General features: G+C 62.7%; 25 protein-coding genes and 1 riboswitch. Of the genes, 3 read left to right on the plus strand and 22 right to left on the minus strand.

Annotated features, from left to right (window positions below; genetic code table 11):
- Nucleotides 1–23: 23 nt before the first annotated feature.
- The 3 genes from ACYQ8E_RS05640 to ACYQ8E_RS05650 form a co-directional block, all read right to left on the minus strand.
- Nucleotides 24–1,478, minus strand: a complete 1,455-nt coding sequence (locus ACYQ8E_RS05640) for a substrate-binding periplasmic protein (protein WP_066727585.1) — start codon at nucleotides 1,476–1,478, stop codon at nucleotides 24–26.
- Nucleotides 1,479–1,682: 204 nt separating this feature from the next.
- A riboswitch (cyclic di-GMP riboswitch) is annotated at nucleotides 1,683–1,776 on the minus strand.
- Nucleotides 1,777–1,936: 160 nt separating this feature from the next.
- The gene (locus ACYQ8E_RS05645; RefSeq protein ID WP_459860388.1) at nucleotides 1,937–2,542 is read right to left on the minus strand and encodes a hypothetical protein; all 606 of its coding nucleotides are present in this window, start codon (nucleotides 2,540–2,542) and stop codon (nucleotides 1,937–1,939) included.
- A gap of 202 nt (nucleotides 2,543–2,744) precedes the next feature.
- A complete protein-coding gene (locus tag ACYQ8E_RS05650; RefSeq protein ID WP_066727587.1) occupies nucleotides 2,745–3,743 on the minus strand; it encodes an integron integrase in 999 nt (332 codons plus the stop codon).
- 297 nt (nucleotides 3,744–4,040) lie between these two features.
- Here ACYQ8E_RS05650 and ACYQ8E_RS05655 point away from each other — a divergent pair, with 297 nt between their 5' ends.
- Both ACYQ8E_RS05655 and ACYQ8E_RS05660 read left to right on the plus strand, forming a co-directional pair.
- Nucleotides 4,041–4,628: a nitroreductase family protein gene (locus tag ACYQ8E_RS05655; RefSeq protein WP_082820312.1), complete on the plus strand. Its 588-nt coding sequence runs from the start codon at nucleotides 4,041–4,043 to the stop codon at nucleotides 4,626–4,628.
- A 34-nt stretch (nucleotides 4,629–4,662) separates the two neighbouring features.
- Nucleotides 4,663–5,052 (plus strand): rhodanese-like domain-containing protein, encoded by a 390-nt coding sequence (locus ACYQ8E_RS05660; protein WP_459860490.1) that lies wholly within the window; start codon nucleotides 4,663–4,665, stop codon nucleotides 5,050–5,052.
- Nucleotides 5,053–5,073: 21 nt separating this feature from the next.
- Here the strand turns inward: ACYQ8E_RS05660 and ACYQ8E_RS05665 are convergent, their stop codons facing one another.
- From ACYQ8E_RS05665 to ACYQ8E_RS05675, 3 genes are all read right to left on the minus strand, one after another.
- Nucleotides 5,074–5,958: a bifunctional methylenetetrahydrofolate dehydrogenase/methenyltetrahydrofolate cyclohydrolase gene (locus ACYQ8E_RS05665; protein WP_066727589.1), complete on the minus strand. Its 885-nt coding sequence runs from the start codon at nucleotides 5,956–5,958 to the stop codon at nucleotides 5,074–5,076.
- 307 nt (nucleotides 5,959–6,265) lie between these two features.
- Nucleotides 6,266–7,684 (minus strand): phosphoglucomutase/phosphomannomutase family protein, encoded by a 1,419-nt coding sequence (locus ACYQ8E_RS05670; protein ID WP_066727590.1) that lies wholly within the window; start codon nucleotides 7,682–7,684, stop codon nucleotides 6,266–6,268.
- 96 nt (nucleotides 7,685–7,780) lie between these two features.
- Nucleotides 7,781–8,071 (minus strand): CxxCxxCC domain-containing protein, encoded by a 291-nt coding sequence (locus ACYQ8E_RS05675; RefSeq protein WP_082820313.1) that lies wholly within the window; start codon nucleotides 8,069–8,071, stop codon nucleotides 7,781–7,783.
- Nucleotides 8,072–8,219: 148 nt separating this feature from the next.
- Between ACYQ8E_RS05675 and ACYQ8E_RS05680 the strand changes: the two genes are divergently transcribed.
- Nucleotides 8,220–8,507 (plus strand): PxxKW family cysteine-rich protein, encoded by a 288-nt coding sequence (locus ACYQ8E_RS05680; RefSeq protein WP_066727592.1) that lies wholly within the window; start codon nucleotides 8,220–8,222, stop codon nucleotides 8,505–8,507.
- Nucleotides 8,508–8,576: 69 nt separating this feature from the next.
- Here the strand turns inward: ACYQ8E_RS05680 and ACYQ8E_RS05685 are convergent, their stop codons facing one another.
- The 16 genes from ACYQ8E_RS05685 to ACYQ8E_RS05760 form a co-directional block, all read right to left on the minus strand.
- Nucleotides 8,577–9,272, minus strand: a complete 696-nt coding sequence (locus ACYQ8E_RS05685) for an LrgB family protein (RefSeq protein ID WP_066727593.1) — start codon at nucleotides 9,270–9,272, stop codon at nucleotides 8,577–8,579.
- Nucleotides 9,262–9,615 (minus strand): CidA/LrgA family protein, encoded by a 354-nt coding sequence (locus ACYQ8E_RS05690; protein WP_066727594.1) that lies wholly within the window; start codon nucleotides 9,613–9,615, stop codon nucleotides 9,262–9,264. The genes ACYQ8E_RS05685 and ACYQ8E_RS05690 overlap by 11 nt, the downstream gene beginning before the upstream one ends.
- Before the next feature lie 24 nt (nucleotides 9,616–9,639).
- On the minus strand, nucleotides 9,640–10,425 hold the full coding sequence (locus tag ACYQ8E_RS05695) for a tetratricopeptide repeat protein (protein ID WP_066727595.1): 786 nt from the start codon (nucleotides 10,423–10,425) through the stop codon (nucleotides 9,640–9,642).
- 98 nt (nucleotides 10,426–10,523) lie between these two features.
- Entirely contained in the window at nucleotides 10,524–11,822 is a 1,299-nt protein-coding gene (locus tag ACYQ8E_RS05700; protein ID WP_066727596.1) for a DUF512 domain-containing protein, read from the minus strand.
- Nucleotides 11,823–12,038: 216 nt separating this feature from the next.
- Nucleotides 12,039–12,272: an RNA chaperone Hfq gene (gene hfq / locus ACYQ8E_RS05705; RefSeq protein ID WP_066727597.1), complete on the minus strand. Its 234-nt coding sequence runs from the start codon at nucleotides 12,270–12,272 to the stop codon at nucleotides 12,039–12,041.
- A 10-nt stretch (nucleotides 12,273–12,282) separates the two neighbouring features.
- A complete protein-coding gene (gene miaA / locus ACYQ8E_RS05710; RefSeq protein WP_066729805.1) occupies nucleotides 12,283–13,221 on the minus strand; it encodes a tRNA (adenosine(37)-N6)-dimethylallyltransferase MiaA in 939 nt (312 codons plus the stop codon).
- Nucleotides 13,222–13,237: 16 nt separating this feature from the next.
- Nucleotides 13,238–15,052: a DNA mismatch repair endonuclease MutL gene (mutL, locus tag ACYQ8E_RS05715; protein WP_066727598.1), complete on the minus strand. Its 1,815-nt coding sequence runs from the start codon at nucleotides 15,050–15,052 to the stop codon at nucleotides 13,238–13,240.
- Nucleotides 15,053–15,139: 87 nt separating this feature from the next.
- Nucleotides 15,140–16,042, minus strand: a complete 903-nt coding sequence (locus ACYQ8E_RS05720) for an ExeA family protein (RefSeq protein WP_066727599.1) — start codon at nucleotides 16,040–16,042, stop codon at nucleotides 15,140–15,142.
- Between the two features lie 33 nt (nucleotides 16,043–16,075).
- Nucleotides 16,076–18,511, minus strand: coding sequence for a tetratricopeptide repeat protein (locus ACYQ8E_RS05725; protein WP_066727600.1), 2,436 nt, complete (start codon nucleotides 18,509–18,511; stop codon nucleotides 16,076–16,078).
- A gap of 260 nt (nucleotides 18,512–18,771) precedes the next feature.
- Nucleotides 18,772–19,482: a pseudouridine synthase gene (locus tag ACYQ8E_RS05730; RefSeq protein WP_066727601.1), complete on the minus strand. Its 711-nt coding sequence runs from the start codon at nucleotides 19,480–19,482 to the stop codon at nucleotides 18,772–18,774.
- A gap of 64 nt (nucleotides 19,483–19,546) precedes the next feature.
- On the minus strand, nucleotides 19,547–20,140 hold the full coding sequence (scpB, locus tag ACYQ8E_RS05735; RefSeq protein WP_231875323.1) for an SMC-Scp complex subunit ScpB: 594 nt from the start codon (nucleotides 20,138–20,140) through the stop codon (nucleotides 19,547–19,549).
- Nucleotides 20,127–20,894 carry a segregation and condensation protein A gene (locus ACYQ8E_RS05740; protein WP_066727603.1) on the minus strand — a complete coding sequence of 256 codons (768 nt, stop codon included), beginning with the start codon at nucleotides 20,892–20,894 and terminating at the stop codon, nucleotides 20,127–20,129. The genes scpB and ACYQ8E_RS05740 overlap by 14 nt, the downstream gene beginning before the upstream one ends.
- A 10-nt stretch (nucleotides 20,895–20,904) precedes the next feature.
- Nucleotides 20,905–21,591, minus strand: coding sequence for a site-2 protease family protein (locus ACYQ8E_RS05745; protein WP_442856865.1), 687 nt, complete (start codon nucleotides 21,589–21,591; stop codon nucleotides 20,905–20,907).
- 141 nt (nucleotides 21,592–21,732) lie between these two features.
- A complete protein-coding gene (locus tag ACYQ8E_RS05750; RefSeq protein ID WP_066727604.1) occupies nucleotides 21,733–24,399 on the minus strand; it encodes a CBS domain-containing protein in 2,667 nt (888 codons plus the stop codon).
- Between the two features lie 142 nt (nucleotides 24,400–24,541).
- Nucleotides 24,542–25,465 (minus strand): dihydroorotate dehydrogenase, encoded by a 924-nt coding sequence (locus ACYQ8E_RS05755; RefSeq protein ID WP_066729808.1) that lies wholly within the window; start codon nucleotides 25,463–25,465, stop codon nucleotides 24,542–24,544.
- A gap of 26 nt (nucleotides 25,466–25,491) precedes the next feature.
- On the minus strand, nucleotides 25,492–26,352 hold the full coding sequence (locus ACYQ8E_RS05760; protein WP_066727605.1) for a dihydroorotate dehydrogenase electron transfer subunit: 861 nt from the start codon (nucleotides 26,350–26,352) through the stop codon (nucleotides 25,492–25,494).
- Between the last annotated feature and the right edge of the window lie 152 nt (nucleotides 26,353–26,504).

A 26,504-nucleotide genomic window follows, 5' to 3' on the forward strand; every position in this document is an offset into this window, starting at 1 on the left:
CAGTCCGTTCCCGGAGGCAACCGTCAATGCGCTCCCGTGCGGATCAGGTCCGCCAGATCGGCCGCAGGCAGATAACGCCGGCAGATCGCTGCAAAGGTGCCATCCCCTTTCATGGCGTCCAGGGTCGCCTGCCACGCCGCCACCTCGGCGGCGGGGGTCCCGCGGGAGAAAGCGATGTAGAAATCGGTCCGGGTGACGGTGAAGACCGGTTCCAGATCCTCCATGCGGTAGCCGGCCTCCCGAACGATCTCCGCAACGGTGAGGTCCGTGAAGATGGATAACCGCACCCTCCCCTCCATCAGTTGCCGGACACTTTCGGCCGGCTCCGGCGAACTGACCAGATTGGCAAACCCCTCCTCCTTCAGATACTGCTCGGTGAACCAGTTGCTGGTGGTAGCGATGGCGTCCAACGCCCGGGCATCCGCCAGATTCTTCACCTCGACATGGGAGCCCTTTTTGGCATAGAAGACAGCACTGTTGCGGCCGACCGGACCGACCCACTGGAACAGTTTTTCCCGTTGCGGGGTGCGCTCGGTGCTGAACAGCACCACGTTCGGCTGGTGCAGGGCGAGATCATAGGCGTTCTTCCAGGAGGTGACGCGGATGTCAGCGGGGAGACTGCGGCGCGCTGCAATCTCCCGGACCATGTCGGTGACCAGCCCACCCGCCTTACCGTTCTTCAGGAAGGTGACGGGCGGATAATGCTCGGTCATCAGTTGGAGGATGCCGGGAGGCGCCTCGGCAGGGAGCCAGCGGGCGTAAATCTTCCCGAAGGTGCCGTCCCGTTTCATCTCATCCAGCGCCTGCTGCCAGCGTTTCACCTGCTGCTCCGGGGTCGCCCTGGAAAAGGCCAGGTAGGTCAGGTCCGTGGACAGGTTGAAGACGCTCTTCACGTCACCCGGGTTCGCCCCGATTTTTTCCAGGACCGCCGGCAGTGCAGTGTTGTTGCCGACCACCAACTGCACCTTCCCGGCCAGCAGCTTCTCCAGTGCCTCCTTTTCGCTGTCACAACTCTCCAGGTTGGCGAAACCGGCCTGTTTCAGAAGCTGTTCGCTGTAGTAGCCGGCGACCGTGGCGATCCGGTGGGCTCCTTTCGCCGCCTCCAGGGTGAGGATTTCTATCTCGGACCCGCGGGGGGCATAGAGATTGGTCTCCAGGATACCGATCGGCCCGACCCACTGAAACTGTTCCTTACGCTCCGGAGTCATGGCGGTGGAGAAGAGCGCCGTATCGGGTTCTTCCCGCACCAACCGGTACCCTTCCCGCCAGGGGACCAGGCGGATTTCTGCCGTAGTCGCGGTCCGGCGCAGCAACTCCCGGACCACCTCCGTAGCCAGGCCGGTCACCTGGCCGTCCGCCGCGAAACTGAGCGGGGGATAGGCCTCGGTAAAAATCCGCAGGGCGGCGTTCGCCGGAGGCAGGGGTACGAATGCGGAGAGCAACAAAAAAAAGAACGCGCACAGGGCCAGTCTGGTCATCTAATCCTCCGATACGATGTTCATCCCGCTGTTCCCAACAGGCGACGCCAGCGGGAAAGGTATAGGGTTCTCTCCTCACGGAGTGGATGGGGTACCGCCCCTTCAGCCTGCGGAGCGAATTTGCTCCAAATATAAAACAGCACTCAACACCGAAACGGGTTGAGTGCTGGCAACGGTTCCAGGCACCTGCATCGGATCTCCCTCGTCGGAAACCTGGCGATCCGGGTCCCGCAGGATGCGGTACCGAGGACCCATGGCTTTGCGTCGCCGGATTTCTCCGGGTTTGCCATTATCGGAGGTTTGATCGCTAATCTTTCATGAAGTAAACATCATCTTCTAGGCTTGTCAAGGATGGCCTGCGGGGTGGACGCGCGGTACATGGCACTGCTGAAGGCAGTGGCCGATGGTGTTGCGATGCAGCCTGCCCCGCGCATCGTGGTGGGCATGGGGCCTAACGTTCACGTTGACGGTTCGTCTGGAGGCGCGCTCGGCGCGGCTTCAGAGGATACCTGTCGAACGTGTTGTTCTGTCTCTCTCGTGATCCATTTAGCCACGGTGTTTGACTTGAGCATCAAGAAGATGCCGAGGACAAACTGAATGGCGGTAGGCAATACGCTCGTCCAAAGTTCACTGTACCGCGTTTGCCACAGCATCTGCCTTGACATTGCGTGAGCGAGTGAATTGCTTGAGTAGGCATGTGTCATCCATTCAGAGAGCGCTTTGATCAGTTCAGGGATTGCCTCCACAGATGTGAATACTCCGACAAGGGCAATTCCTGTCCGTAGGGTCGCGCCAGCATCCAGTCCAACTGGCGCGCCTTGCTCAATGATTCTGAGCCGGTCGGCAAGCCACTGAGTCTTGAACATGAGCACCCAAGCCAGTCCGAATGATGCGACTACGAAAACCACAAGGCCGACGGCATACATTGCCGAACCCTGACCCTGAGCGCCTGGGATTCTTGTCATCGCTTTCAGTGCGGCACTGACGCTCGTTAGATACGTGAGTGACCAGTAGACCTGTAGCAGCCCAAGTAGTTTTGCGAGACACACAAAGAGACTTCTCATCAATTCCTTCCCTCGATGACAGAACAGTGTTTAGACGGATCCGTATAAGACGCCGGGCTTGGCCCCGATGGCCAAAATCCCACAATTTTGCAAATTGTCGAACGGGTTACAAATAGCTTAATCCGCAGGCAATTTCAACCAACAACGTCTTATGACGGAGTTTTATACGGATCCGTATAAGACGCCCGGCAGTCCTAAGATATCAGAGGCCGTCCATGGGGCTTTTTACTCCTGATGGCCCGCGATTGAGGACATGCGTATAAATCATGGTGGTCTTTACGTCGTTGTGGCCGAGGAGTTCCTGAACCGTTCGTATGTCGTATCCACTTTCCAAAAGATGCGTTGCGAACGAGTGCCGGAAGGTGTGACAGGTTGCCCGTTTGACCAGGCCTGCCTGGTTAACGGCAATGCGCATTGCTTTTTGAACCAGAGAGGCATCGATGTGGTGACGCCCCTGCTCCCTGGTTTTCGGGTTGGTCCAACGCTTCTCCTGGGGAAAGACCCATTGCCAGCGCCACTCCGCTGGGGCATTGGGGTATTTCCGATCGAGCGCCTCCGGCAGTTGCACCCTTCCCCAGCCGTCGGCCAGATCCTTTTCATGGATGATCTTGACCTTGGCGAGATGTTCCTGGAGTGGCCCATCGAGAGCCTCCGGCAACATGGTGATGCGATCCTTCGCTCCCTTGCCATTCCGGACCAGAACCTCCCTGCGCGGTGGATCGATGTCCTGTACCCGCAATCGCACGCATTCCATCAGGCGTAACCCGGCCCCGTACATCAGCGTGGCCATGAGCCACTTGTCCCCTTCCAGGTGGTCCAGAACGATCTTCACCTCTTCGCGGGTCATCACGACCGGAAGCCTGGTCGGCTTTCGGGCACGAATGACGTCCCCCAGGTCTCCCACGTCCTGGCCGATGACATGACGGTAAAGGAACAACAGGGCGGCCAATGCCTGGTTCTGAGTGGAGGAACTGACTTTCTTGTCGACGGCCAAGTGGGTCAAAAATGCATTGATCTCCGGCTCGGCCATCTCACCAGGATGGCGGATTCCGTGAAAGAAGATGTAGCGCCGAATCCATTCGCGGTAGGTTGCTTCGGTCCTGCGGCTGTAATGACGGGCCCGCAGTTCGTGGCTCAACCGGTCGAGAAGTTTGGGTGGCTGCCCTTCGGTTGGCGCCAAGGTGCCTTCTTCTTTGTCCATCCACTCCCCCTCCTGCTGCGGTGAAAGGAACTTCCTCGCATTGAGACCGTTATCCTACCTTGGCAACTCTGACAATTATCTGATAGCCCGGCGTGGTTATGGGGGGAACGTAGTTGTTTGATTGCTTTATCCTGCCTGCAGTTTACAACCGCGCCCCGACAGGATGGCCCGTCGCCGTGCAGAAACCTTCATGGCAAAAGGCCGTGCGGTTGCAAATTCCAGGCAATCCGCCAGCAGGACCGTATAATGGGGAGAAAACCAACGGGACCCGGAACTGGCCCGGAAAAGGAGACGAGGATGGAAAAAGGGAGTAAGCAGAGGCGGGCCGACTACCCGGTGGACAACCTATTTCTCGACCGCTGGTCGCCACGGGCGATGTCCGGGGAGGGGATCCCGGAAGAAGAGCTGATGATCCTGTTCGAGGCGGCGCGCTGGGCGCCGTCAGCCTTCAACAACCAGCCCTGGCGCATCCTCTTCGCGCGGCGGGAGAGCGAGCATTGGCCGCTTTTTCTCGACCTGCTGGTCGAGTCGAACCAGGCCTGGGCCGCCAATGCGGCTGCCCTGCTCCTTTTCCTGTCGAAGACGACCTTCGATCACAACGGCAAGCCGGCGCGCACCCACTCTTTCGATACCGGCGCCGCCTGGGAGAACCTCGCCTTGCAGGCGCTGCTGCGCGGCTATGTCGCCCATGGCATGCAGGGGTTCGATTACGAACGGGCCAGGACAGTTCTCGCCGTCCCGGAAGGTTACCAGGTCGAAGCGATGGTGGCGGTCGGGATGCCGGGAGAGAAGGACTCCCTGCCCGAAAATTTACGCGCCAAGGAGATGCCCAATGACCGGCGTCCCCTGGCCGAAACAATCTGCGAAGGCCCCTTTCGCCCTTAACCTTAATTATCAGAAAAGGAGTCCAACCATGCAGATAAAGGTCGGTTTTAAAGAGATGGTGCGCCGCGCTGAGGCGGAGATCGAAACCATCAGCGCAGCCCAGGCGCTGGACGCCGCCAGCCGGGAAGAAACCCTCTTCGTCGATCTGCGCGATATCCGCGAGCTGCAGCGGGAAGGGAAAATTCCTGGCGCCCGGCATGTCCCGCGGGGGATGCTCGAATTCTGGATCGATCCGCAGAGCCCCTACCACAAGCCCCTCTTCACCGAGGAGCGGCGCTTCGTCTTTTACTGCAACCTCGGCTGGCGCTCGGCCCTGGCAGCCCAGGTCGCCCAGCAGATGGGGCTGGAGAACGTCTGCCACATCGCGGGCGGTTTCGAGGCCTGGAAAGCGGCCGGCGGCGCAGTGGAGGAATTGAAGAAATAACGAGGGGTCGCAGCGCCCGTCTCAACGCACGCCGTAGGTCCGATGGAGGCGCAGGGTGTTGCGCATGCACATCGCCACCGTCACCGGGCCGACCCGGGGGATGAAGAGTTCGGCCTCTTCCTCCACCTCCGGCGCGAAGTTCTTGACGGTGGCGAAGTTGAGGCAGATGGCATGAGGCGGGAGTTCCTCCAGGCGGATCTTCGGGAAGCTGCGACTGGGGACGCCGGTGATGACAAGGTCCGACTGCCGCAGAGCCTCGCTGCGGCTGATTTCGGTCTCTTCGGCGTGGCCGTCGCGGTAGAGGAGCGGCCCCTGCTCATCGAAGGAGAAGACCCGCGCGCCGTCGTTGGACATCATCACCGCCAGCGGCCGGCCGACCACTTCGCTGCGATTGAAGATGGCCACCGTCTTGCCCTCGGCAGGCCGGGTGCCGCTCGCGCCGTAGGCGCCGTTGGCCTCGAGAACCTTGAGGATGGCGAGGGCGGTGCAGGGGACCACCGCCTTGCCGCTCTGTTCGGCGCCGCGTACCAGGCGCTCATTCTCGTAAAGCTTGCCGATCCAGTAGGCGCCCAGCCCCTCGATATCCTTGCGATAATCGACCAGGTCCTTGAGGTAGCGATCCTGCTCGTTGCCGAAGATCGGGTAGTAGACCATGATGCCGTGCACCGTCGGGTCGGCATTGGCCTGACGGATCCCCTGCTCCAGCTTGAGCCGCGGCAGGATGCGCAGCTCATAGACGATGCCGAGATCGGCACAGGCACTGCGGGTATACTCGGCATAGGTCAATGACGGCCCATAGTCGCCGGCAAGAAAACCGACCACCTTCAGTTCGGTTGCCAGGGCACGGATTTCCTGGCGGATTTCGGCGCGGTAGCGGGCGGCAACGGTAGCAGGGGTGACCAGCATGGCAATGACCTCCTCAAGGGATGCGGCGGCAGACCGGCCGGCGCGAAAAAGCTAACACAGCCGGCCCCCGGGAGCAATCCTGTATACCCCATCCTGTATACCCCAAACCGCCCTGCCCCGTTCCAATCACCCTTGCATTCCGGAACTGAAATAGATACCAGTGACAACGCCTGCTGCGCCGCCCCGTCCGGTTCCGGCTTTTCCTGAGGCGGACCATTGCCGGTCGCGTGCCGACCTCTCCTGCAAAACGACAAGGGCGGAGCCAGATGGCTCCGCCCTTGTCGTTTTCCTCGAAAATTTCCCCGGATCAGCTGCGCACGAAGTCGGCAGCGGCGGTCAGCAGCCGCTCCAGTTCCGATGCGCTGTCGGCTTCGGCATAGACCCGGACTACCGGCTCGGTCCCCGACTTGCGAAAGAGTACCCAGGAACCGTCACGGAAGAGGAGCTTGACACCGTCAATGGTGATCACCTGCTCGACCTTTTTGCCGGCAATCTCGGCCGGAGGAGTGGCGACCTTGGCGCCATACCCCGCCTCCAGCTCCGGCGAAAGGTGGATATTCTCGCGCCGGGTGTGGAACTCACCGACCCGCCGGTAGAGATCGGCGAGGAGCTCCCCCAGCGACTTTCCTTCCACCGCCACCATCTCGGCCACCAGCAGACAGGCGAGAATGCCGTCCTTGTCGGGAACGTGGCCACGCACGGTCAGCCCGGCGCTCTCCTCGCCGCCGATGAGGATGCGGTCCTGGCTGATGTACTCGCCGATGTACTTGAAACCGACCGGCGTCTCCAGCACCTGCAAGCCGTGATGGCGGGCGACGGCATCGACGAAATGCGAGGTGGCGACGGAGCGGGCGATGTCGCCGTTCTTCCCCTTGACCCGCACCAGGAAGTCGAAGAGCAGGGCGAGGATATAGTTCGGTTCGATGAAGCTGCCGTCGAAGTCGACAATCCCGTAGCGGTCGGCGTCACCGTCCGTCGCCAGCCCGATGCGGATCTTTGCATCGCTGCGGACCAGGTCGATGAAATCCTCGATATGCTCGGCTGATGGCTCCGGCGGCAGGCCGCCGAAATAGGGGTCGCGGTGGTTATTGAGGGTAACCACTTCAACTCCCGCCTCCTGCAGCAGAACATCGAGGTAGCCCCGTCCGGCACCATACATCGGATTGACGGCAATGGTCATCCCCGCCCTGGCGATGGCGGCAAAATCGACCAATTGCCGCAGGCGGGCGAAATAGTCGGCACGGGGGTCGATCTCTTCCACCAGCCCGGCCTGGCAGGCCGATTTCAGGTCCATTTCCCGGTAGCAGATTTCGCCGAGCATGGCATTGGCCCGCTTCTCGATATCGCGGGTCGTCTCGGGCAGGGCCGGCCCGCCGCTCTCTGGAGAGAATTTGAGACCGTTGTACTCGGGCGGATTGTGGCTGGCGGTGAAGTTGATCCCCCCGGCGGCCTGACGGCGGATGATTTCGAAGGCAATGACCGGGGTCGGCGTATCGCGATCGCAGAGAAAGGAGTGGATTCCGGACCCGGCGAGAACGCGGGCAGTCTCCCGGGCGAACCGCTCGCCCATGAAACGGCTGTCGTGGCCGATCACCACGCCGCGGCTGGCGGTACCGAGCGCCTGCAGGTGATCGGCAATCGCCTGACTGACGATCTTGACGTTTTCGAAGGTGAAATCTTCACAGAAGATGCCGCGCCAGCCCGAAGTGCCAAAGGTGATCCGCATAAAAAGTCTCCTCCAGTTCAATGTGAGTGCCAGCAGTGATCACGGGACCATCGCCGGAAAGCATACCACAGCCACCACCGGGGCACAGCCGGCGGTTCAGGGAATCTCCTCCTCGTCCCAGAGTTGCGGCCCGCAATAGCCGGGAATCGCTGCGACGTAGGGACAGTCGCCCGGCAGCAGGCCCTGGCGCAGCAGGCGCGGCGTCAGGGGGGCGCAGTCCGGGCGCAGCTCATGGCGCCGCCGGTAAACCGTGCAGTGACGGGTTTCGCGATCGAGATATTCGCAGGGCTGGTCGGTATAGTAAACCGTCCCCTCGAATTCGATCTTCTCATAACAGCAGCGCCCGCAGCGCCGGCATTTCGCTTCCCAGGACCGGGTGGTCATCATTTGCCTCCTGTTGTTACGGTAGCCAATGCCTGGTGACAGGGTCAAGGGAAATGCTGGCCCGATAAAGAATTTTTGTTGACAATTTTCCGGCTGTTCCCTGATAATCTTTTTTTGTCACCGAAACCGCAAACGCAAGGAGGCACCGCAGATGCAATGTCAAACCGTTCTTCCCGGTACCGAGTGTACCTTCTGGTCTAAGCAGGGTTGTAACTTCAACGGCAGCAGCTGCCAGAACGTGGTCGCCGAGTGCGAAGGTTGTGATCGCATCGTCGAGGGGACCATCGGCAAAGTCTGCTCCGTCGCCCCGGCTCCGGAGCGTAAATGGGCAGCCGGCCTTTGCAACATGGCGACCCACCGCAAGGTCGAAATCAAGACCGTCGAAGCCAAGGTCAACCCGCTCAAGGCCTCCAAGAAGGCATCGGCCAAGAAGAAGTAATCCGGGCCACAACAACAGCAAGGAAAAGGGCAGGTGCGCAGGCATCTGCTCTTTTCTTTTGCCTGCCGCTCAACCAAAGAGCAGATAGACCAGCGGCACCAGAAAAGCGGTGATCAGGCCGTTGAGGCCGATCGCCAGTCCGGCGACCGCCCCGCCGAGCCGATCGACTTCGAGCATGCGGGCGGTGCCGATACCATGGGCCGAGGTACCGACGGCGAGGCCGATGGCGGCCTGGTGGCGCAGTCCGATCAGGCGGCAGAATTCCGGGCCGCAGATGGCACCGACGCAGCCGGTGATGACGACGATGGCCGCGGTCAGCGGCGGCAGACCGCCGACCTTTTCGGCGATGCCGATGGCGATCGGGGTAGTGACCGACTTGGGGGCGAAGGACCAGATCACTTCGCGACTGCCGCCGAGCAGCCAGGCGAGCCCCGATGCCGTGACAATCGAGGTCAGCGCGCCGGCGGTGACGCCGGCCAGGATCGGCAGCTTCCGGGCGAGGATCTCCCGGCGCCGCTGGTAAAGAGGGAGGCCGAGGGCGACCACCGAGGGACCAAGCAGGAAGAGGAGCAGGTCGCCGCCGCGGGCATAGTCCTGGTAGCTGATTCCACCGAGCTGCAACAGCGCGATGATCGCGGCGATGGCGATCGCCACCGGGTTGAAGAGGATGCTCCCACTCTTCTGGTAGAGCCGTTGCGCCAGGAAGAAGACGAGCAGGGTGAGCCCGACGCCGAACAGGGGGGTGCGCAGCAGGTCAATCCACATGGGCCCCTCCCCGCTTCTCCAGCCAGGCCTCGGTCCAGCCGGTGACGGCCATGACGACGAAGGTGCTGACTACCAGAGCGACGATGATCGCCAGCCACTCCCGGCGCAGCAAGTCGAAGTAGACCATGACACCAACCCCGGCCGGAACGAAGAGCAGGGCCATGTGGGAGAGGAGGAGTTCGGCGGCGTCTCGGATCGAGCCCTCCTCGATCCAGCCAAGGAGCAGGCCGATCAGCAGCAGGCCCATCCCGAGGACGTTCCCCGGGATGGGGAGACCCAGGCCCCGCGCCAGGACTTCCCCGAGAAACTGCAGACCGAGCAGCACGGCAAATCCGCGTACCATGATCGTCCCTCCCCCCTCCCCCGGTTAGAGTTCGTCCTTGAGCCCCGCGATCACTGCGGCGACTTCGTCGCGAATCTCCGCCGCCGCCGGCGAGCGCTCCCGCAGCAGAAATTCCTGGAAAAAGTGCAGGGCTTCCCGGGGCTGCTCCTGGTCAAGAAAAATGTTCCCGAGGGTCAGGCAGGCGAAGGCATGCCCGGGGTCGAAGCGCAGCGCGGCCCGGCATTCGGTTTCGGCAGCCGCCAGCTCGCCCCGCTCGTAGTAGATTTCGCCGAGGTTGTAGTGGGCCTGGGCATCCTCCGGGTCGAGTTCGAGGGCGCGTCGGAAACTTTCGAGGGCAGCCCCAGCGTCCCCCTGAGCAAAGAGGGCATCCCCGAGGGAGTTGAGGGCGAACAGGGACTCGGGGTCGATTTCGAGGGCCCGGCGATAACAGGCGACCGCCTCGGCGAACTGCTCCTGGTTGAAGTGCACCAGGCCGATACTGACCAGGGCATCGGCCTCTTCGCCGTCGCGATCGAGGATGGCCTGGTAGGTGGCAAGGGCCTTGGCCAAATCGTTCTTCTCGAAGTAGGCATCACCGAGGGCAAAGAGGAGGTCGAGGTCGTCGGGCGCGAGCTTGCTTGCCGTCAGCAAGGCCTCGATCGCCTCCTGCAGGCGCCCGGTTTCGGCATAGGCCTCCCCCAGCAATTGCCACCCTTCCGCGTTTTCCGGGGCGCTTCGCGTCAGCTGGCGCAGTTCAGCAATGGCGCTCGGATAATCGCCGGTTTCCAGGGCTTCGCGGCCCCGCCGCAAGACATCGTCTAATTCTGCCATCGTCCTTGCTCCTTGCTCGCGCCCGGGGGGCGCCGAGTTAGCTGTTCGTTAACCGGCCCGGACCACCAGTCTGGCGGCCGGCCCGGGACTAACCAGGGCTATTCCCGCCCGGCGGAGAACTCCTCGAGAAAATCGAGAAGTCCCCAGGGGGAGGCGCCGACAACGCGTACCGGCACGCCCAGTTCCCGTTCCAGATCACTGAGCGCCATATCGTCGAGGAGCAGACTGTCTTCCTCGCGCAGCATCACCGCGGGAAGGAGTAGGATGCGCCCGAGGTCCTTCCCTTTCAGCGCCGCCAAAAGATCGGCGCCGGTCAATAGCCCGGCAACCGACACATGGCCACCGAAAAAACGGTTGGCGACCGGGTAGAGCCGAATCGTCACGCCCGTGGCGGCAGCCAGCGCATCGACAAAACGCTTAACTTCCCCCCAGGCCGATGCACCGGTGACGACGGCGACGGGGTCACTGGCGAGCGGTCCGGCCTCCGCCAGCACCTCGGCCGCTTCAGCGCGAAACTGGGCGAGCAGCCCGACGCCATTTTCAAGCTGGAACAACTCCTCGTAGGCGCTAAGGGGTGGCACCTCCTGCTCCGCCTTGAGGTAGAGCTCGTCGGCGGCGAAGACAAAGCGGGTCCCGATCTGAGCCAGGAATTGTTCCTGGCAATCATGGATCAGGGCAAGGATCGCCGCGGCCTCGCTGCGGTCGGGAGGGCGCAGGGCGGGCAGGCGTTGCCGATACCCGGTAAGGCCGACCGGGACCACCGCCAGGCTCTTGACCCCGGGGGCAAGCTGTTGCAGCTCGCGGATGCTCTGTTCGAGGACCGTGCCGTCGTTGATCCCCGGGCAGAGTACGATCTGGGCGTGGATTTCGATGCCGGCGCCCGTCAGTCGCTGCAGCAGCTCCCGGATCGAAGGACCGGGATGGCCGAGCAGGGCCTGCCGCACCCGGTCATCGGTGGCATGCACGGAAACGTAGAGGGGCGACAGCCGCTGATCGATAATGCGGTGAATCTCCGCCTCGGCCACATTGTTCAGCGTGACATAGGCACCATAGAGATAGGAGAAACGGAAGTCCTCGTCCTTGACATAGAGGGTCGGACGCATGCCGCGCGGAAGCTGGTGGACGAAGCAGAAAAGGCAGTTGTTACCGCACTGGGTCGGTTGCGGGTGCTCCAGTTCCAGTCCCAGGGGCTGCGGGGCATCCTTCTCCAGCTCCAGGTCCCAGAGTTCGCCGTTCTTCTTCTGCACTTCGAGGAGCAGCTCTTCTTCGGCTTCGGCCACCAGATAATCGACCAGGTCCCGCAGCGGGTGGCCGTTGATGGTAAGCAGGAAGTCACCCGCTTCCAGTTCGAGTTCAGCGGCAATACTGCCAGGGGTTACAGCGAGGATTTCAAGCATCGGATCGGATGCCTTTGCCGCGGGTCGAAAGGGCCGAGGAGGTCAGGCTGTCGCGCAGCAAACCGGCGGCGCTGACCGGGAGACGGATCGTTACGGGACGTCGGGCTTTTGCTGCGCGGCTTCCCCATCGCAAACGGAAAAGTCCCTGCCGGGAGGTTGACCCATCCAGGCAGGGACCTGTCGTGCCGTGCGCTGTCAGCCGCCCGTGCGGGCTGGTCAGTCTTTCCCGCCGTGCAGCCGGAAAGACCCGTCGCTGGAGGTGATGGACGAAACCGCGTGTTTGTAGAGCAGGATATCCCCGCCGCTTTCGATCAGAACACAGAAACTGTCGAAGGACTTGATATACCCCTCCAGCTTCTCGCCGGACATCATGACGATGGTGACGCGAACCCGTTCTTTGCGGGCCTGGTTTAAATATTGGTCCTGAATATTGAATGGTGTCTTGGCCATGTCCGCTCCTTCATTGGGGCATAAAATCGTCAAATAACGACAGGATTCTAGCAGACTCTCGCGAGGAATCAACCCAAATAATTGATTTGTCTCTCCGGAACCAGGTGAGCTGCCGCTTGGCATAACGCCTGGTATTGATGATGATTCGCTCCCGCATCGCGGCGGAGCTGCATCGGCCGTGGAGATAGTCCAGCACCTCCCGGTAACCGATGGTCTGCAGCGCCTTGAGATTCTCCCCGTAGCCCGCGGCCAGAAGGCCCGCCACCTCGGCGACCAGTCCGGCGCCAAGCATGGCATCGACCCGTTGCTCGATCCGCTGCAGCAACTCCGCCCTGGGGGGTGCCAGGCCGAGCTTGAAGCAGCGATAGGGCTGCTCGGCAAAGGCGTGGCTCGCCTGATGACGGGAGATCGGAACTCCGGTCAGGGTCCAGACCTCGAGGGCGCGGATGATCCGCACCAGGTTGCGCGGCGGCGTATTCGCCGCCGCGACCGGATCGACCGCCGCCAGGCGGCGGTGCAGGGTTCCGGGGCCCGAGTCTTCCTCTTCGGCAGCCAAGGCGGCGCGCAGCTTTGGGTCGGCGCCGGGAAGGTCGAGCAGGCCAGCGGTAAGGGCGCGCAGATAAAGGCCGGTACCACCGACAATCAACGGCACTTTCTGGCGCTCTCCGATGGCCGCGATTGCCTGGCGTGCCAGGGAGAGAAAATCGGCCACGGAAAAGTCCTGGTCCGGGTCGGCGACATCGAGGAGATGATGGGGAACCAGAGCCTGCTCGGCAGCGCTCGCCTTGGCGGTGCCGATATCCATGCCGCGATAGACCTGGCGGGAATCGGCGGAGACGATCTCCAGCGGCCAGTGCGCCGCCAGCGCAAGGGCGAGGGAACTCTTGCCGGAAGCTGTCGGCCCGCAGAGGACCACGACGGGAGTCTGCTTCCCGTTGGCAGGTGCCATTTCCGTCATCAGCCTGCTAGCTCCGTTTGAACATCCGTTCGACCTCAGCCAGGGTCAACCGCTTCATCACGGGCCGGCCGTGGGGGCAGTTGCCGCGGAAATCGACACGGTCGAGGTCTTCCAGCAGGGCCCGACCTTCGGCCGGGCTGAGGGTCTGGTTGGCGCGCAACATGCCGTGGCAGGCCATGCGGATCAGTACCTTGTCGAGAGCGTCTTCCAGCAGACCGCTGTTGCCGAGAGCGGCGAGTTCGCCGGCGACGTCCCGGATCAGGTCATTTACCGTGACCTCGCCGAGCAACTGCGGCGTCGCCTTGACGACAAAGGCATTGCCGCCGAAGGGCTCGATCTCGAAGCCGAGCCGGGCGAGATCGTCGAGATGCTCGCCAAGCCAGGCCGCTTCCCGGAAATCGAGTTCGAGCAGACTCGGGAAGAGGAGGAGCTGGCGCTCGATACCCGCGGCAAGGAATTGTGCCTTGAGCCGTTCAAAACCGATCCGTTCGTGGGCCGCATGCTGGTCGATCAGCACCATGTCATCCCCATCCTGGCAGAGGAGGTAGCTGCGTCGGTACTGGCCGATGATCGCCAGCGAAGCGAAGTATCCCTCCGGGCTCGGTGGCAACCTTGCCGGCGGCTCGTTGTCGGCGGCCATGGGCAAGGGCCACGACTGGGGTGCCGGGGGTGCCTGGGGTCGCTGGGGAAAGAGGTCGGAAGTTCCGCTTCTGGTGGCATAGGCCTGCAGCGCCTCTTCGATGCGGCCGACGGCGGCAGCGGCGGCACTCGGCGGATCCGTAATTCCGGCTGGCGCCGCAACGGTTTCCGATGGGGCGCCGAGCCAGCCGGTGGGGCGCAGGGTTGCCCGCAGGCTGGCAACAATGAACTCGTGGACCTGGCGCTGGTCGCGGAAGCGGACCTCATGCTTGGTCGGGTGCACATTGACATCGACCAACTCCGGATCGAGATCGAGAAAGAGGACCACCACCGGGTAACGCCCTTTGAGCAAGAGGTTGCGATACCCTTCCATGACGGCATGCTGAACCACCCGGTCACGGATATAGCGCCCGTTGATATAGGTGAATATGGTATTGGAGGTCGACCGGTTCTGCCCGGGCTGGGCGATCAGCCCGTGCAGCGCCAAGGGACCCTCCCCGTCCTGGCAAAGGGGGAGCAGATCCTTGAGCAGCGGCCTGCCGAGCAGCGCGGCAACCCGCTCCTCCAGGCTATGGTTGCGGTAGACGTCGATCAGGGTACGGCCATTGTGCTGCAGGCGAAACCGGACCTCGGGATTGGCCAGCGCCAGCTTGGTGACGACATCGCCGATATGGCCAAGTTCGGTCTCGTCCCGACGCAGGAACTTGCGCCGCGCCGGAGTATTGAAAAAGAGGTTGCGGACTTCGACCACCGTCCCGCAGGGGAGCCCGACGGCGTTTGAGCGGCGCACAACGCCCCCCTCGAGATAGACTTCCCAGCCCGCCTCGGCGGAAGCGGTACGACTGCTCAGGGTCAGTCGGGAGACGGCGGCGATCGACGGCAGGGCTTCACCGCGAAACCCGAAGGTCCGCAAACGGAAGAGGTCGTCGTCGCTGGCAATCTTGCTGGTGGCATGGCGTTCGACACAGAGGAGCAGATCATCGCGGTCCATCCCCTCACCATCGTCGCTGACCCGGACCAGCCCCTTCCCCCCCTGTTCCACCTCGATGGAGAGCTCTGTGGAGCCGGCGTCAAGGGCATTCTCCAGCAGCTCCTTGACGACCGACGCCGGCCGTTCCACCACTTCGCCAGCGGCAATCTTGTTGCAAAGATTCTCCTCGAGAATGCGGATCCTGTTGGTCATCATCCCTCTCCGGGCGAACGTGGTCGGGAAATGCAAACGGCCGGGGAGCCCCGGCCGTTTGCATATGTGTGGCTGCCTGGCAGGCCGTCAGAACTTCTGTTCCAGGCGATCCAGCATATTTTCTATTTCATCGAGTTCGCTGCGGCTGTCCCCCGCTACCGGTGCGGCGGAATCCTGCCGCAACAGGCCGAGATCCTCGGCGACGCTGTGCACGATGCTCGCATCGACGGTCGCCTGTTTGCGCAGCGCCCCTTCGAACAGGCAATTGTCGCAGACCGTGTTGATCAGGCGCGGAACCCCGCCAGTATATCCGTGGATCAGGCCGATACTGTCGCCGGCAAAGAGCATCCGCTTGGCCCCGGCAACCTGGAGCCGGTGCTTGATGTAGGACTCGGTAATGTCAATGGTCAGGGACTTGAGGTGATATTTGACGGCCACCCGCTGGGCCAGGGGTTCGTCCAGCTTCAGACATTCCTCCAGTTCGGAGAGGCCGAAGAAAACGATGTTGAGGAGCTTCTTGCCCGGGAGTTCCAGGTTCAGCAGACCGCGAAATTCTTCCATTAATTCGCGACTTTGCAGCATCTGCGCTTCATCGATGAGCACCACTGCCCGGCGTCCGGCCTCGTCGATCTGCAGCAGGCGATCATAGAGCTGCTTGAGAACGGCCAGGCGGTCACTGGCAGGATTGGCAACCCCCAGCTGCAGGGCAATCCGGGTCAGGATCCACTCCGGGGTGATGCCGGAATGGACCATGACGAGCATGGAGGATTCATACTTTTGCTCGGGCAGGCTGTCGAGCATGCGGCGGGCAAGGGTGGTCTTGCCGGTACCGACGCCGCCAACCAGAACGGCCAGTCCCTTGTTGGAATCGACGGCGTACATCAGGCGCAGCAAGGCCTGGCTGTGGCGTTCGCTGTTGTAGTAGAAACGGGCATCCGGAGCATTGGAAAAGGGTTCCCGTTCCAAGCTGTAATGCTCGATGTAGCTCATGAAAAAACTCCTGGCGGGTGCGAAAGGTCAGAGCTAGAGATAGGACACCCGGTTCTTTTTCCCGTTAGCGGCAGCGCTGCCGGCTGACTCCCCGTCGACTACCCCGAGTTCAGCCCGCAATGCAGCCACCTTTTCGCCGACATCCCGGTAGAAGTGGTCCTCAGCCGCAACGGCTTCAAAGGCTTCCAGCGCCTGCTGCGGCCGCTGCCAGTCCTGGTAAAGCAGGCCGAGTTCATAGCGCAGACTGGCCGCCTCGTCCTTGGAGAGGCGCAGCCGGCCGAGCCCGGCAATGAAAGTCTGTTCTGCCTCGGCATGCTCCCCCTTTTCGACCAGGCAGATCCCCTTCAGAGTGATCGCGTCAAGCGCCCGGGCAGGACTGCGTGCCGCCTTGTCGAACTCGACAATGGCATCGTCGGTCAGCCCCATCTCCTTGTAGGCGATGCCGAGGTTGTAATGGGACTCGGCATCCTCGAGGTCGATCTGGTCAACCCCTTCGCCGGCTCCGGAGGCGAGACTCCCGTCAAACTGGAACCCTGGCGCGCCCTCCCCACGCTCTGCCGCGACAGGACCTTCGGCTTCGGCACGAAGTTCACCCGCCAGGTCGAAATAGTCTCCGGCCGGTGCTTCCGGGGGCGCTTCTTCGGCAACAGTCTGGGCCGCAACGAGGGTACGAATATCGGCCAGCTTTGCATGAGCTTCCGCGCAATCAGGAGCGGTCGCCAGCAAACCACCCAAAACCCGCGTGGCGTCGTCGTACAATCCCTGCTGAAAGTAGAATTCAGCTTCCTCAAGGTCGGCCCGGATCGCCTGGGCAGCGGCTTTCGCCAAGGTCTCGGCATCCGGCTCCACGATCGCTTCCGGTTCGGATTCCGGTCCGGATTCAGGTTCGGGCTCGGCCGGCAGGAGGGCGTCCTCCTCCAGCTCCAGCTCGACTTCGGCAAACCCGGTCTCTTCGTCCATCGCGACTTCGGTGACCGGCTCCAGTTCTTCCAGGGGGGACAAGGTTTCGAGAGAGGGAGCGTCAACCTCCTCGGCGACGGGCTGCAACTCCTCGTCCAGCTCCAGGTCGAGTTCGAGTTCCAGTTCCAGATCGTCCTCGGCAGCAACCGTCCCTTCCTCGCCAGCGGTCGGGACCGCATCGGCCGCAACCGGCTCGTCCTCGATGACGGGGTCATCGAAAACCAGCTCGCCAACCCCTTCGAGGAACTCGAGGGGAATTTCCTGTGCTTCCTCGGCAACCTCCTGGGTCAGCTCCGCTTCGGTCGCTGCCTGGTCCAGATCAGGGACGTCTTGCGGTGGCTCGATCTCGTCGATGGTTTCGAGCTCTTCAAGGTCTTCCACCGCCTCCTCGAGGATGGAGCCGTCGAGGATCTCCTCCCCCTCCTCGTTCTCGCTGCCGGTATCGAAACCGTCGACAGCGGCGGGCATGGCAGAGATCAGCGCAAAGAGTTTCTCCCCTTCCCCGGTCAACTCGTAAATGGAGTGCAGGGTCTTCATGACCCGATCGTCATCAAGGTGCGCGTCTTTCAGCCGTTCATAAAACTCTTTCAGCAACGCCACCTTGCCAGCAGCGAAGAAGGTCTCTTTCCAGTCCTCCAGCTCATCGAGCGCCCGCGGGGAGTCGCCCTGGTTCAGGCAAGCGCGGATATACCCTTCGCGGAATTCCAGCTCATCGGGAGCATTCTTCAGCAGGTGCTGGTAGGTCAGGCGTTCGTTTTCAAAATCTTCCCTGCTATGGTAGCCATGGGCCAGCACCAGCAGGATCTCGGTGCTGTCCGGGGCCTTCTTGAGCAAGCCCTTGAGGTTATCGAGGCCCTGGTCGATGTCGCCCTTTGCAATCAGGGTCTCGGCCTGGCCGATCTCCAGATCGATATCCCCGTTGAAGCGGGGGAGAAAGAGTTCATAGAGTTTGAGAATCCGGGCAAAGTCCTGTTTCTGGTGCAGCAGGTTGAGAATTTCCAGGAACTCTTCCCGGGCCTTTTCCTTGAGCCCTCCCGAAGCAAAAGTCTCGGCAATCTTGACCCGGATATTCAGGTTTTCCGGCTCCAGTTCGCGCATCTTCTGCAAGACATTGATCGCCTCGGGAAGCATGCCGTTCTTCTCGTAATAAGCGACCAGACTGCGATATTCGGCAAGAGCGTTGCCGACCAGGCCCTGCTTTTCGTTGAGCTCGGCCAGTCGGTGATAAATGCTGACCCGGGTCGGTTCGAGCTTCTGCATCTGCTTGTAGACGGCAATCGCCTTGAGGTAGAAGCCATTTTCAGCGTAATGCTTGGCGACTCCCTCGTAAGCTTCAACCGCCTCGGCGGGGTGGTTGTCACGGCTGTAGAGCTCGGCGAGTTTCTGCCGGTTTCGCACATCGCGCGGATCGAGCTCGACAATTTTCTGATAATCCTTGATGGCGCGCGCGACCTGGCCCTTTGCCAGGTATTTCTGCGCCGATGCGAGGAGTTTTTCCTTATTCGACAAAATGGCCACCCATTAAGGAGAAAACAGCACAAATAAGCATTGAATCTAAACCAATCCCAGCAGACCTGTCAAGGTCAAAGAGGGCGGAATTTCCTTGAGAATGCAGCATTTTAGAACCGCCCGAAGGCCGGAAATGCGCCGCGGAGAAGGTCTTGTGGCCAGGTTTGCGGGAGCGCCGGCATGAGGTGCAGCGGAATCCCCGAACCGGTCCCGACCGCGGGGGGAGCCGCCACGGCGCGGCAGTCCGATTATGGCAGAAGTCAGAGCCTTTTCAATCGTGAGACTTCCTCTGCCGTCAGGGGCCGGAACTCGCCGGGACGCAGTCCCGCCAGGTCGAGGAAGGCAAAGCGCACCCGCTTGAGGCGGCTGACCGGATGGCCGACCGCTTCGCACATACGCCGCACCTGGCGATTGCGCCCTTCGTGGATGGTGATCTCGAACCAGGTATGCCCGGCACTGAAGCGGACCTTGGCGATCTTGGCCGGCGCCGTCGGGCCATCTTCGAGCACGACCCCGCCAGCGAGACGACGCAGGGTCTCCGGTGCAACCTGCCCGCGCACCCGAACCAGGTAGGTCTTGTCGACCTGGTGGCGGGGGTGGGCCAGATGCTGGGTCAGTGCGCCGTCATTGGTCAAAAGCAGGAGACCTTCGGTAGTCAGATCGAGACGTCCCACCGGATGGAGGCGCCCGGGAACCTGCCGGACCAGGTCGCAAACCGTCGGGCGCCCTTCCGGGTCCTGCAGGGTCGTGACATAACCGACCGGCTTGAAAAGGAGCAGGTAATGGTGCGCTTCGGCGGCGGCTAGCGGCTGCCCGTCGATGAGAATCGTGTCCAGCGCCGGATCGGCGCGGTCGCCGAGACTGGCGATGACACCATTGACGCTCACCCGCCCGGCGGCGATCCACTCTTCGGCAGTTCGCCGCGACGCCAGTCCGGCAGCGGCGATCAACTTTTGCAGGCGTTGCGGCATTAATCAAGGTCTCCGGAAATGAAAAAACGCCGGGGTGTTCCCGGCGTGGCAACAGGGTTGCGAATCAGGTGGGGGTGCCTTCCTCGGCAAGGGGTTCGAACCCGGGCAGCAAGGCCTCCCCCGCCGCCAGTTCCTCGGGGTTCAACTCGCTGAACTCCTTCAGGGTCGGCAGGCTGGCGAGGTCGCGCAGGCCGAAAAATTCGAGAAACTCACGGGTCGTCCCATAAATCAGCGGCTTGCCGGGGACATCCTTCTTGCCGAGGATTCGGATCAGGTGGCGTTCCAGCAGGGTCTTGATCACCCCCCCCGAGTCGACCCCCCGCAGATAGTCGATCTCGGAGCGGGTAACCGGCTGGCGGTAGGCAATGATCGCCAGAGCTTCGAGGGCCGCCCGGGAGAATCGCACCGGCCGGGTCTTGGTCAGCCGCAGGACCCAGTCGGCATATTCCGGGCGGCTGCGAAACTGGTACCCCTCGGCGACCTGTTGCAGAAAAAAGCCGCGACCGGCCTCCTGGTATTCGTTAACCAGCGCCGCGAGCGCCGCTTCGACCTGGGGCCGGGGCAGCTCAAGCGCCTCGCTGATCCGGTCCGGGCGCAACGGCACATCGGCGACAAACAGCAGGCTCTCCACGATCGGCTTGATTTCAGAGATATCCAAGACTTCCCTCATCCACAGCGGCAGTTGGGGCGGCCTCCTCGGAGACGGCCGGATAGAGCCAGATGCTGCCGAAACGGGCATTTTGCAGCAGGCGGACCAGGCGCATCTTGACCAGTTCGAGGATCGCGAGAAAGCTGACCACCACCTCGTTGCGCTCGGGGCGGGTGCTGAAGATCTCGTTGAAGGCGAGGCTCTCCCTGCCATCGAGCCGGGTGAGAATCAGGTTGATCCGGTCACTGACCGACAGGCGTTCCATTTCGACCTGGTGGATGTAGGGCTCGGGCGCCTGCTGCAGCAGCGCCCGAAACGCTTCGACCAGCTCGAACAGGCCGACCGCTTCCAGTTCGGTATTTTCGGCCTCTTCCAGCTCTGCGGCCGGGAACTTGCGGGCAAAGACCTCGCGCCCGAGGTGGGGGAGCCGTTCGAGGGAACCGGCGACATCCTTGTATTTCTGGTATTCGAGAAGCCGGCGCACCAGTTCCGCCCGGGGGTCGTCTTCCTCCTCCTCGCTCAGCTCCTCTTCGCTGACCGGAAGCAGCAGCCGCGACTTGATGTGGAGCAGGGTCGCCGCCATCAGCAGAAACTCTCCGGCGACATCGAGGTTGAGATGCTGCATGGCATCCAGAATTCCGAGATACTGGGTGGTAATCTCGGCGATGGGAATATCGTAGATATCCATCTCGTTTTTCCGGATCAGGTGCAGCAGCAGGTCGAGGGGCCCCTCGAACTTTTCCAGATGAATATCGTAACCCATCCGTGCGCCCCTAGTGACCGAAGAGGAACTGCATGGCGCGCTGGACGATGGCCGCCTGCGGTCCGGCGAGCAGAGCGACCAGATGATAGACCACCGGCCCCAGAACAACGCGCCAGAGGCTGGTGAAAAAGACCAGGAAGATGATAATGACAAAGCCGAAGGGTTCGAGCCGTGCCAGCAGCTCGGCCTGCCGCTTGGGCAGCAGTCCGGTCATGACCCGCCCGCCGTCGAGGGGAGGGATCGGCAGCAGGTTGAAAACCCCGAGGATGATATTGATGTAGAGGCTGAATCCAGCCATCAGTCGCAGCGGTTCGACGGCGGCCCCCAAAGGGGAGCCATCGGCCACGCCGCTGCCGGCCAGCCAGGCGAGACTGCGCAGCAGGAGTGCCGACGCCAGCGCAAGGACGAAGTTGGTCCCCGGGCCGGCCAGCGAGACCAGGATCATGTCCCGGCGCGGCCGCTGCAGGTTGAGGAAATTGACCGGCACCGGTCGCGCCCAGCCGAACCCGAAGATCAGCAGCGCCAGCGTCCCGATCGGATCGAGATGACGCATGGGGTTGAGAGTGAGTCGCCCCAGAAGGCGGGCAGTCGGGTCACCGAGTTTATCGGCAATGAAGCCATGGGCGACTTCGTGCAGGGTCACGGCGAGGAGTGCCGGAACCAGCATGATGGAAATCTTGGCGAGGATATGTTCCAAGTCGATGCCTTTGACCAGATGGCTGGGGGAATCCACAGGCGCCGCCCCGGTGGCGGAATCCTTACGGGGATTGAAAACCTCCGGAAAGACTTCGTCTTTGTAGCAAAAGGAGGCGGGGAAGTCAACGCGGGACTGGAGCCGTCACGTCTCTCGCCCCGCACCCTTTTTTTCTCCCGCAAGGAAGCGGCGGCGGACCAGTTCCAGCTCCTCCTCACGACTGGCGATCTGGCCGTCGAGCCGGGCCGCGAGCAGGCATTCGAAAATCTCGCGGTAGACCGGGCCCGGCGCCAGGCCGAGGGCGGCGAGGTCCGCGCCGGTCAGTTCCGGGCGCTGCCCGCGCTGATGGGTGACATAGAGGGAGAGGAGCCGTCGTACCTCTTCCCGGCTGGTGGCGGCGAGCAGGAAGAGAACCATCTCGATCGCCAGCGGTTGCAGCAGCCGGCAGATCTCGCTCGCCCGCGGGGCCCGCTTGCCCCGGCGCCGTTCGAGCTGGCGCAGCACCAGCAACCCCTCCTGGCGCTGCTGGCAGAAGAGAGGCCGGTATTTTTCAGGAATGGCAAGGCGCCGGCAGAGGGCGTCCAGGGACGGTTCGTCAAGATCGTTGCTCAGGCCGAGGAAATAGACCTGCCAGCGGCTCGCTGCCTCCCCGGTGAAGAGGAGGTCGAACCAGTTCAGCACACGGCGGGTCTCGGTGAAGAGTTCGCGCAGGCGCTCGCCGACGGCCAGCCTGGGCTGGAGCGCCTTGAGCAGGCCGAGGGCATCGAGGCGGAGCACCGCCGGCAGGGGGTCGGCTTCGCGCAGGATAATCACCAGCTCGTTGAAGACCCGGCTGCCGCCGACCTTGTCGAGAAAGCCGGTGCGCACCGCACTCACCAGCAGGTGCTCGGTATGCTGGCCAAGGTGGAAGCCGAGGCGCTGCTCGAAACGAATGGCCCGAAAGACCCGGGTCGGATCCTCGACGAAACTGAGGTTATGCAGGACGCGGATCGCCTTTTCCCGCAGATCGCGCTGGGCCTGAAAAAAATCGAGCAGTTCGCCGAAGCTGTCGCCGTTCAGCGCCAGCGCCAGGGTATTGATGGTAAAATCGCGGCGCGCCAGATCGAGGCGAATCGAGGCGTGTTCGACATTCGGCAGGGCACCGGGTTCGAGATAATACTCCATGCGCGCCGAAGCGACGTCGATTTTGAAACCATCGGCAAAGGCGATGACGGCGGTAGCGAACTTCTGGTGCGACCGCACCCGGCAGCCGTGGCGGCGGGCGAAGGTCTGGGCAAAGGCGATGCCGTCCCCCTCGACGACGATATCGATATCGAGATTTTCCTGGCGCAGCAGCAGGTCGCGTACAAAGCCGCCGACCGCAAAGACATTGACCCCGAGCTCATCGGCGGCCCGGCCGAGCTCGGGCAGCAGCTCCTGCACCCGTGTGGGGAGTTGTTCGCGCAGCAGGCGCAGCACCTGGCGGCGCTTGAGACCGTGGCCGGCATCACCGCCCGGTCTCCCGGAGCGGGCGGAGAGACGCCCTTTCGAGGCAAGGTGGCGCAGCAGGTCGGTGCGGGTGATGGCTCCGGCGAGACGGTCGCCGTCGAGGACCGGGACGAAGCGCTGGTTGCGATCGACGATCAGTTCCCGCAGGCTCTCCAGCGAGGCATCGGGGGGGACGGTGACGAATTCGGTGCTCATGTAGTCGACCACCGAGGCGCGGCCGAGGCCATGATGGACCGCCTTGTCCATCACCTGCCGGGTCACCAGGCCGGCGACCCGCTCCCCTTCCAGCACCGGCACGGCGTTGAGGTTGTAGCGGGTCAAGAGTTCCCGGACCTGGTCGATGTTGGCGGTAACCGGAACACTCTTGACCGGGTGCGACATCAGGTGGCGGGCTTCCCAGTGGGGGTTGACCTGCCCCTGCAGCAGTTGCGGCAGACGCTCGACCACCTGCAGCAGCGTGAGATCCTTGACCGTTCCCGAGGCGGCATAGGCGTGCCCGCCGCCACCGAACTCAGCGAGGATTTCGCCGACATTCACCTCCGGGATGCGCGAGCGACCGACCAGGAAGACCCGCTCCCCCATGCGCACTGCAACCAGCAGGGCATCGAGGTTCTCCATGTCCTTGAGCTTGTGGGCGAGGACCGCGAGATCGCCGACAAAACGGTCGGTCGAAGCCTGGGCGATGGAGATGTCGATGCCGTTGACGTTGAGGACGGTACGCGACTCGATCAGTTCATGGAGAAGGGCGACCTGTTCGGCGGTCAGTTCCTGGGTGAGAAAATCGGAAACGGTATTGAGGTTGGCGCCATGTTCCAGGAGAAAGGCTGCCGCCTGCAGGTCGCGAACGGTGGTGGAATTGAAGCGCAGACTGCCGGTATCCTCATAGAGCCCGAGCATCATCAGCGTCGCTTCGTCAGGGGTCGGCTCGATCCCCCGCTCGCGGAAGAGTTCGCAGAAGAGGGTGACGGTGGCACCGACCGGTTCGATCACCTCGACGGCGCCAACGAGATCGGCCTGCCCGGACGGATGATGGTCGAAGATGTGCAGCGCTACTCCGGCGCGTTTGGCGACGGCGCCGAAGGGACCGATGCGGTCGGATTGTCGGACATCGACCAGGACCAGGCGCTCGATGGCATCGAGGTCGATGTCGCGGATGCGCTTGAAGCCATAGGCGTAGACGGTGCTGCGCAGGAAGAACTCGCGCAGGCTCTTCTCCTGGGCGCCGGCGAAGACCAGTTCGGCATCGGGGTAGAGCCGGCGCGCCGCGATCATCGCACCGAGGCAGTCGAAGTCGGCATTGATGTGGGTGGTGATGACATCCATAAGACCGGGAAGCGGGATGCGGGACGGGGGAGGAGGAATGACCCGATCCTCAACCGTTCCTGGGAACTGACTACAGTCTACCCGACCTTGAAGGGCTCTGCTCTTCCTCGTACCTCGTCCCGCGGCCCCTGGTTTTTTGGGTTTAGCCGGTGAAACTGCCGATCACCTGGTTGATGTCGGTCAGCCCCTCATCGACCAGGAACTGTTCGAGATCGTCAATGATCGTCATCATCACCCCGGGGTCGATGAAGTTGGCGGTGCCGACCTGCACCGCCCGGGCACCGACGATAAGGAATTCGAGGGCGTCGCGGGCGCACATGATGCCGCCGATGCCGATGACCGGAATCTTCACCGCCTGCACCACCTGGTAGGTCATGCGCACCGCCACCGGTCGAATCGCCGGACCGGAAAGACCACCGGTGCGGTTGGCAATCTTCGCCTTGCGACTCTTGACGTCGATCGCCATGCCGGTAAGGGTGTTGATGCAGCTGATGGCGTCGGCCCCCGCTTCTTCCACCGCCCGCGCGATAACGGTGATGTCGGTGACATTGGGGGTCAGCTTGACGATCAGCGGCTTTTGCAGCGCCTTGCGCACCAGGGTGACCACCTGGGCGGCGGCGGTCGGCTCGGTGCCGAAGACGATCCCCCCCTGCTTGACGTTGGGGCAGGAGATGTTCAGCTCTACCGCGGCGATCTCGGGAATGTCGGCCAGCCGCCGCGCCACTTCCCCGTACTCCTCCAGCGTATTGCCAAAGAAGTTGGCGATTACCGGCGTCGTCAGCTGCCGGTAAAGGGGTGTCTTGCCCTGGATGAATTCACTGACGCCGACATTCTGCAGACCGATGGCGTTGAGCATGCCGCTGGTGGTCTCCGCGATGCGCGGAGTCGGGTTGCCGGCCTTGGGGTTGAGGGAAAGTCCCTTGGTGACCAGGGCGCCGAGGCGGTTGAGGTCGAGGTAGGGGGCGTACTCCTCGCCGTAACCAAAGGTCCCCGAGGCGGGCATCACCGGATTCTGCAACTTAAGGCCGGCGATCTCGACGGCGAGACTGGGACGGGTGGCGGGCATGGCAGCATCCTTCTGAGTGAAATCGATCATTTGCACTCACCCCCGCAGCCGTCGCTGGCAACCGTCGCCCGCTCCCAGTCGAGGGCTGCGGCAGCAAAGACCGGGCCGGCCTTGCAGGTACAGAGATAACGGGGCGTGGCTTCGCTGTGACCGACCCCCTTGACGACGCAACCGAGACAGGCCCCAACGCCGCAGGCCATGTGAGCTTCGAGGGAGACCTGCAGGTCGGCCCGCAGGGAGGCACAGAGATCCGCCACCGCCCTCAGCATCGGCATTGGACCGCAGGCATAGACCTCGGCGTCCGGATATTTGCGCAGCTTGCGCTCCAGGACCTTGGTGACCAGTCCCGCTTCGCCGAAACTGCCGTCATCGGTGGAGACGTAGGTCTCGACCCCGGAGCGCTCGAATTCGGTCAGTGCCAGGATGTCGTCCCGGGTGCGCCCCCCCATCAGCAGCCGCACCCGGCTCCCTTGGGCGAGGAGCGCTTCGCCGAGCATGAAGAGGGGCACCAGGCCGATGCCGCCGCCGACCAGAAGCTTCTCCCTGCCGGGGGCGCCGAGGTCGAAACCGTTGCCGAGAGGGCCGAGGAGCTCCACCCGGTCCCCCTGGTGGAGTTCACTGAGGATGCGGGTTCCTTCCCCGACCACCTTGTAGAGGATCTCCATATATTCCCGCGGCGGCAACCCCTCACACTCCGCCGGCAGGCAGCCGGTGCGGAAGATGCCGAAGGGGCGCCGCAGCATGGTCGGCAGCCCCAGCTCCGGCCGAACCATGACGAACTGTCCCGGCGCCGCCACCGCGGCGAACCCGGGCGTCAGGATGCGCATCCGGAAGTAAGCCGGCGAAATCTCCTGGTTGGAGAGAATGATGGTTGCGTAGTTTTTCATCGACCCTTCCTCTCACGATTACCTGTCATCAGGACCGTAGGTTGGGTTGAGCTCCGCGAAACCCAACATCGGCGAACCCCGCGGTTGCAATCCCGCAGCGGGGAATGCAATCCCGCAGCGGGGAATGCAATCCCGCAGCGGGGAATGCATTC

The organism is Desulfuromonas carbonis (genome assembly GCF_054658035.1).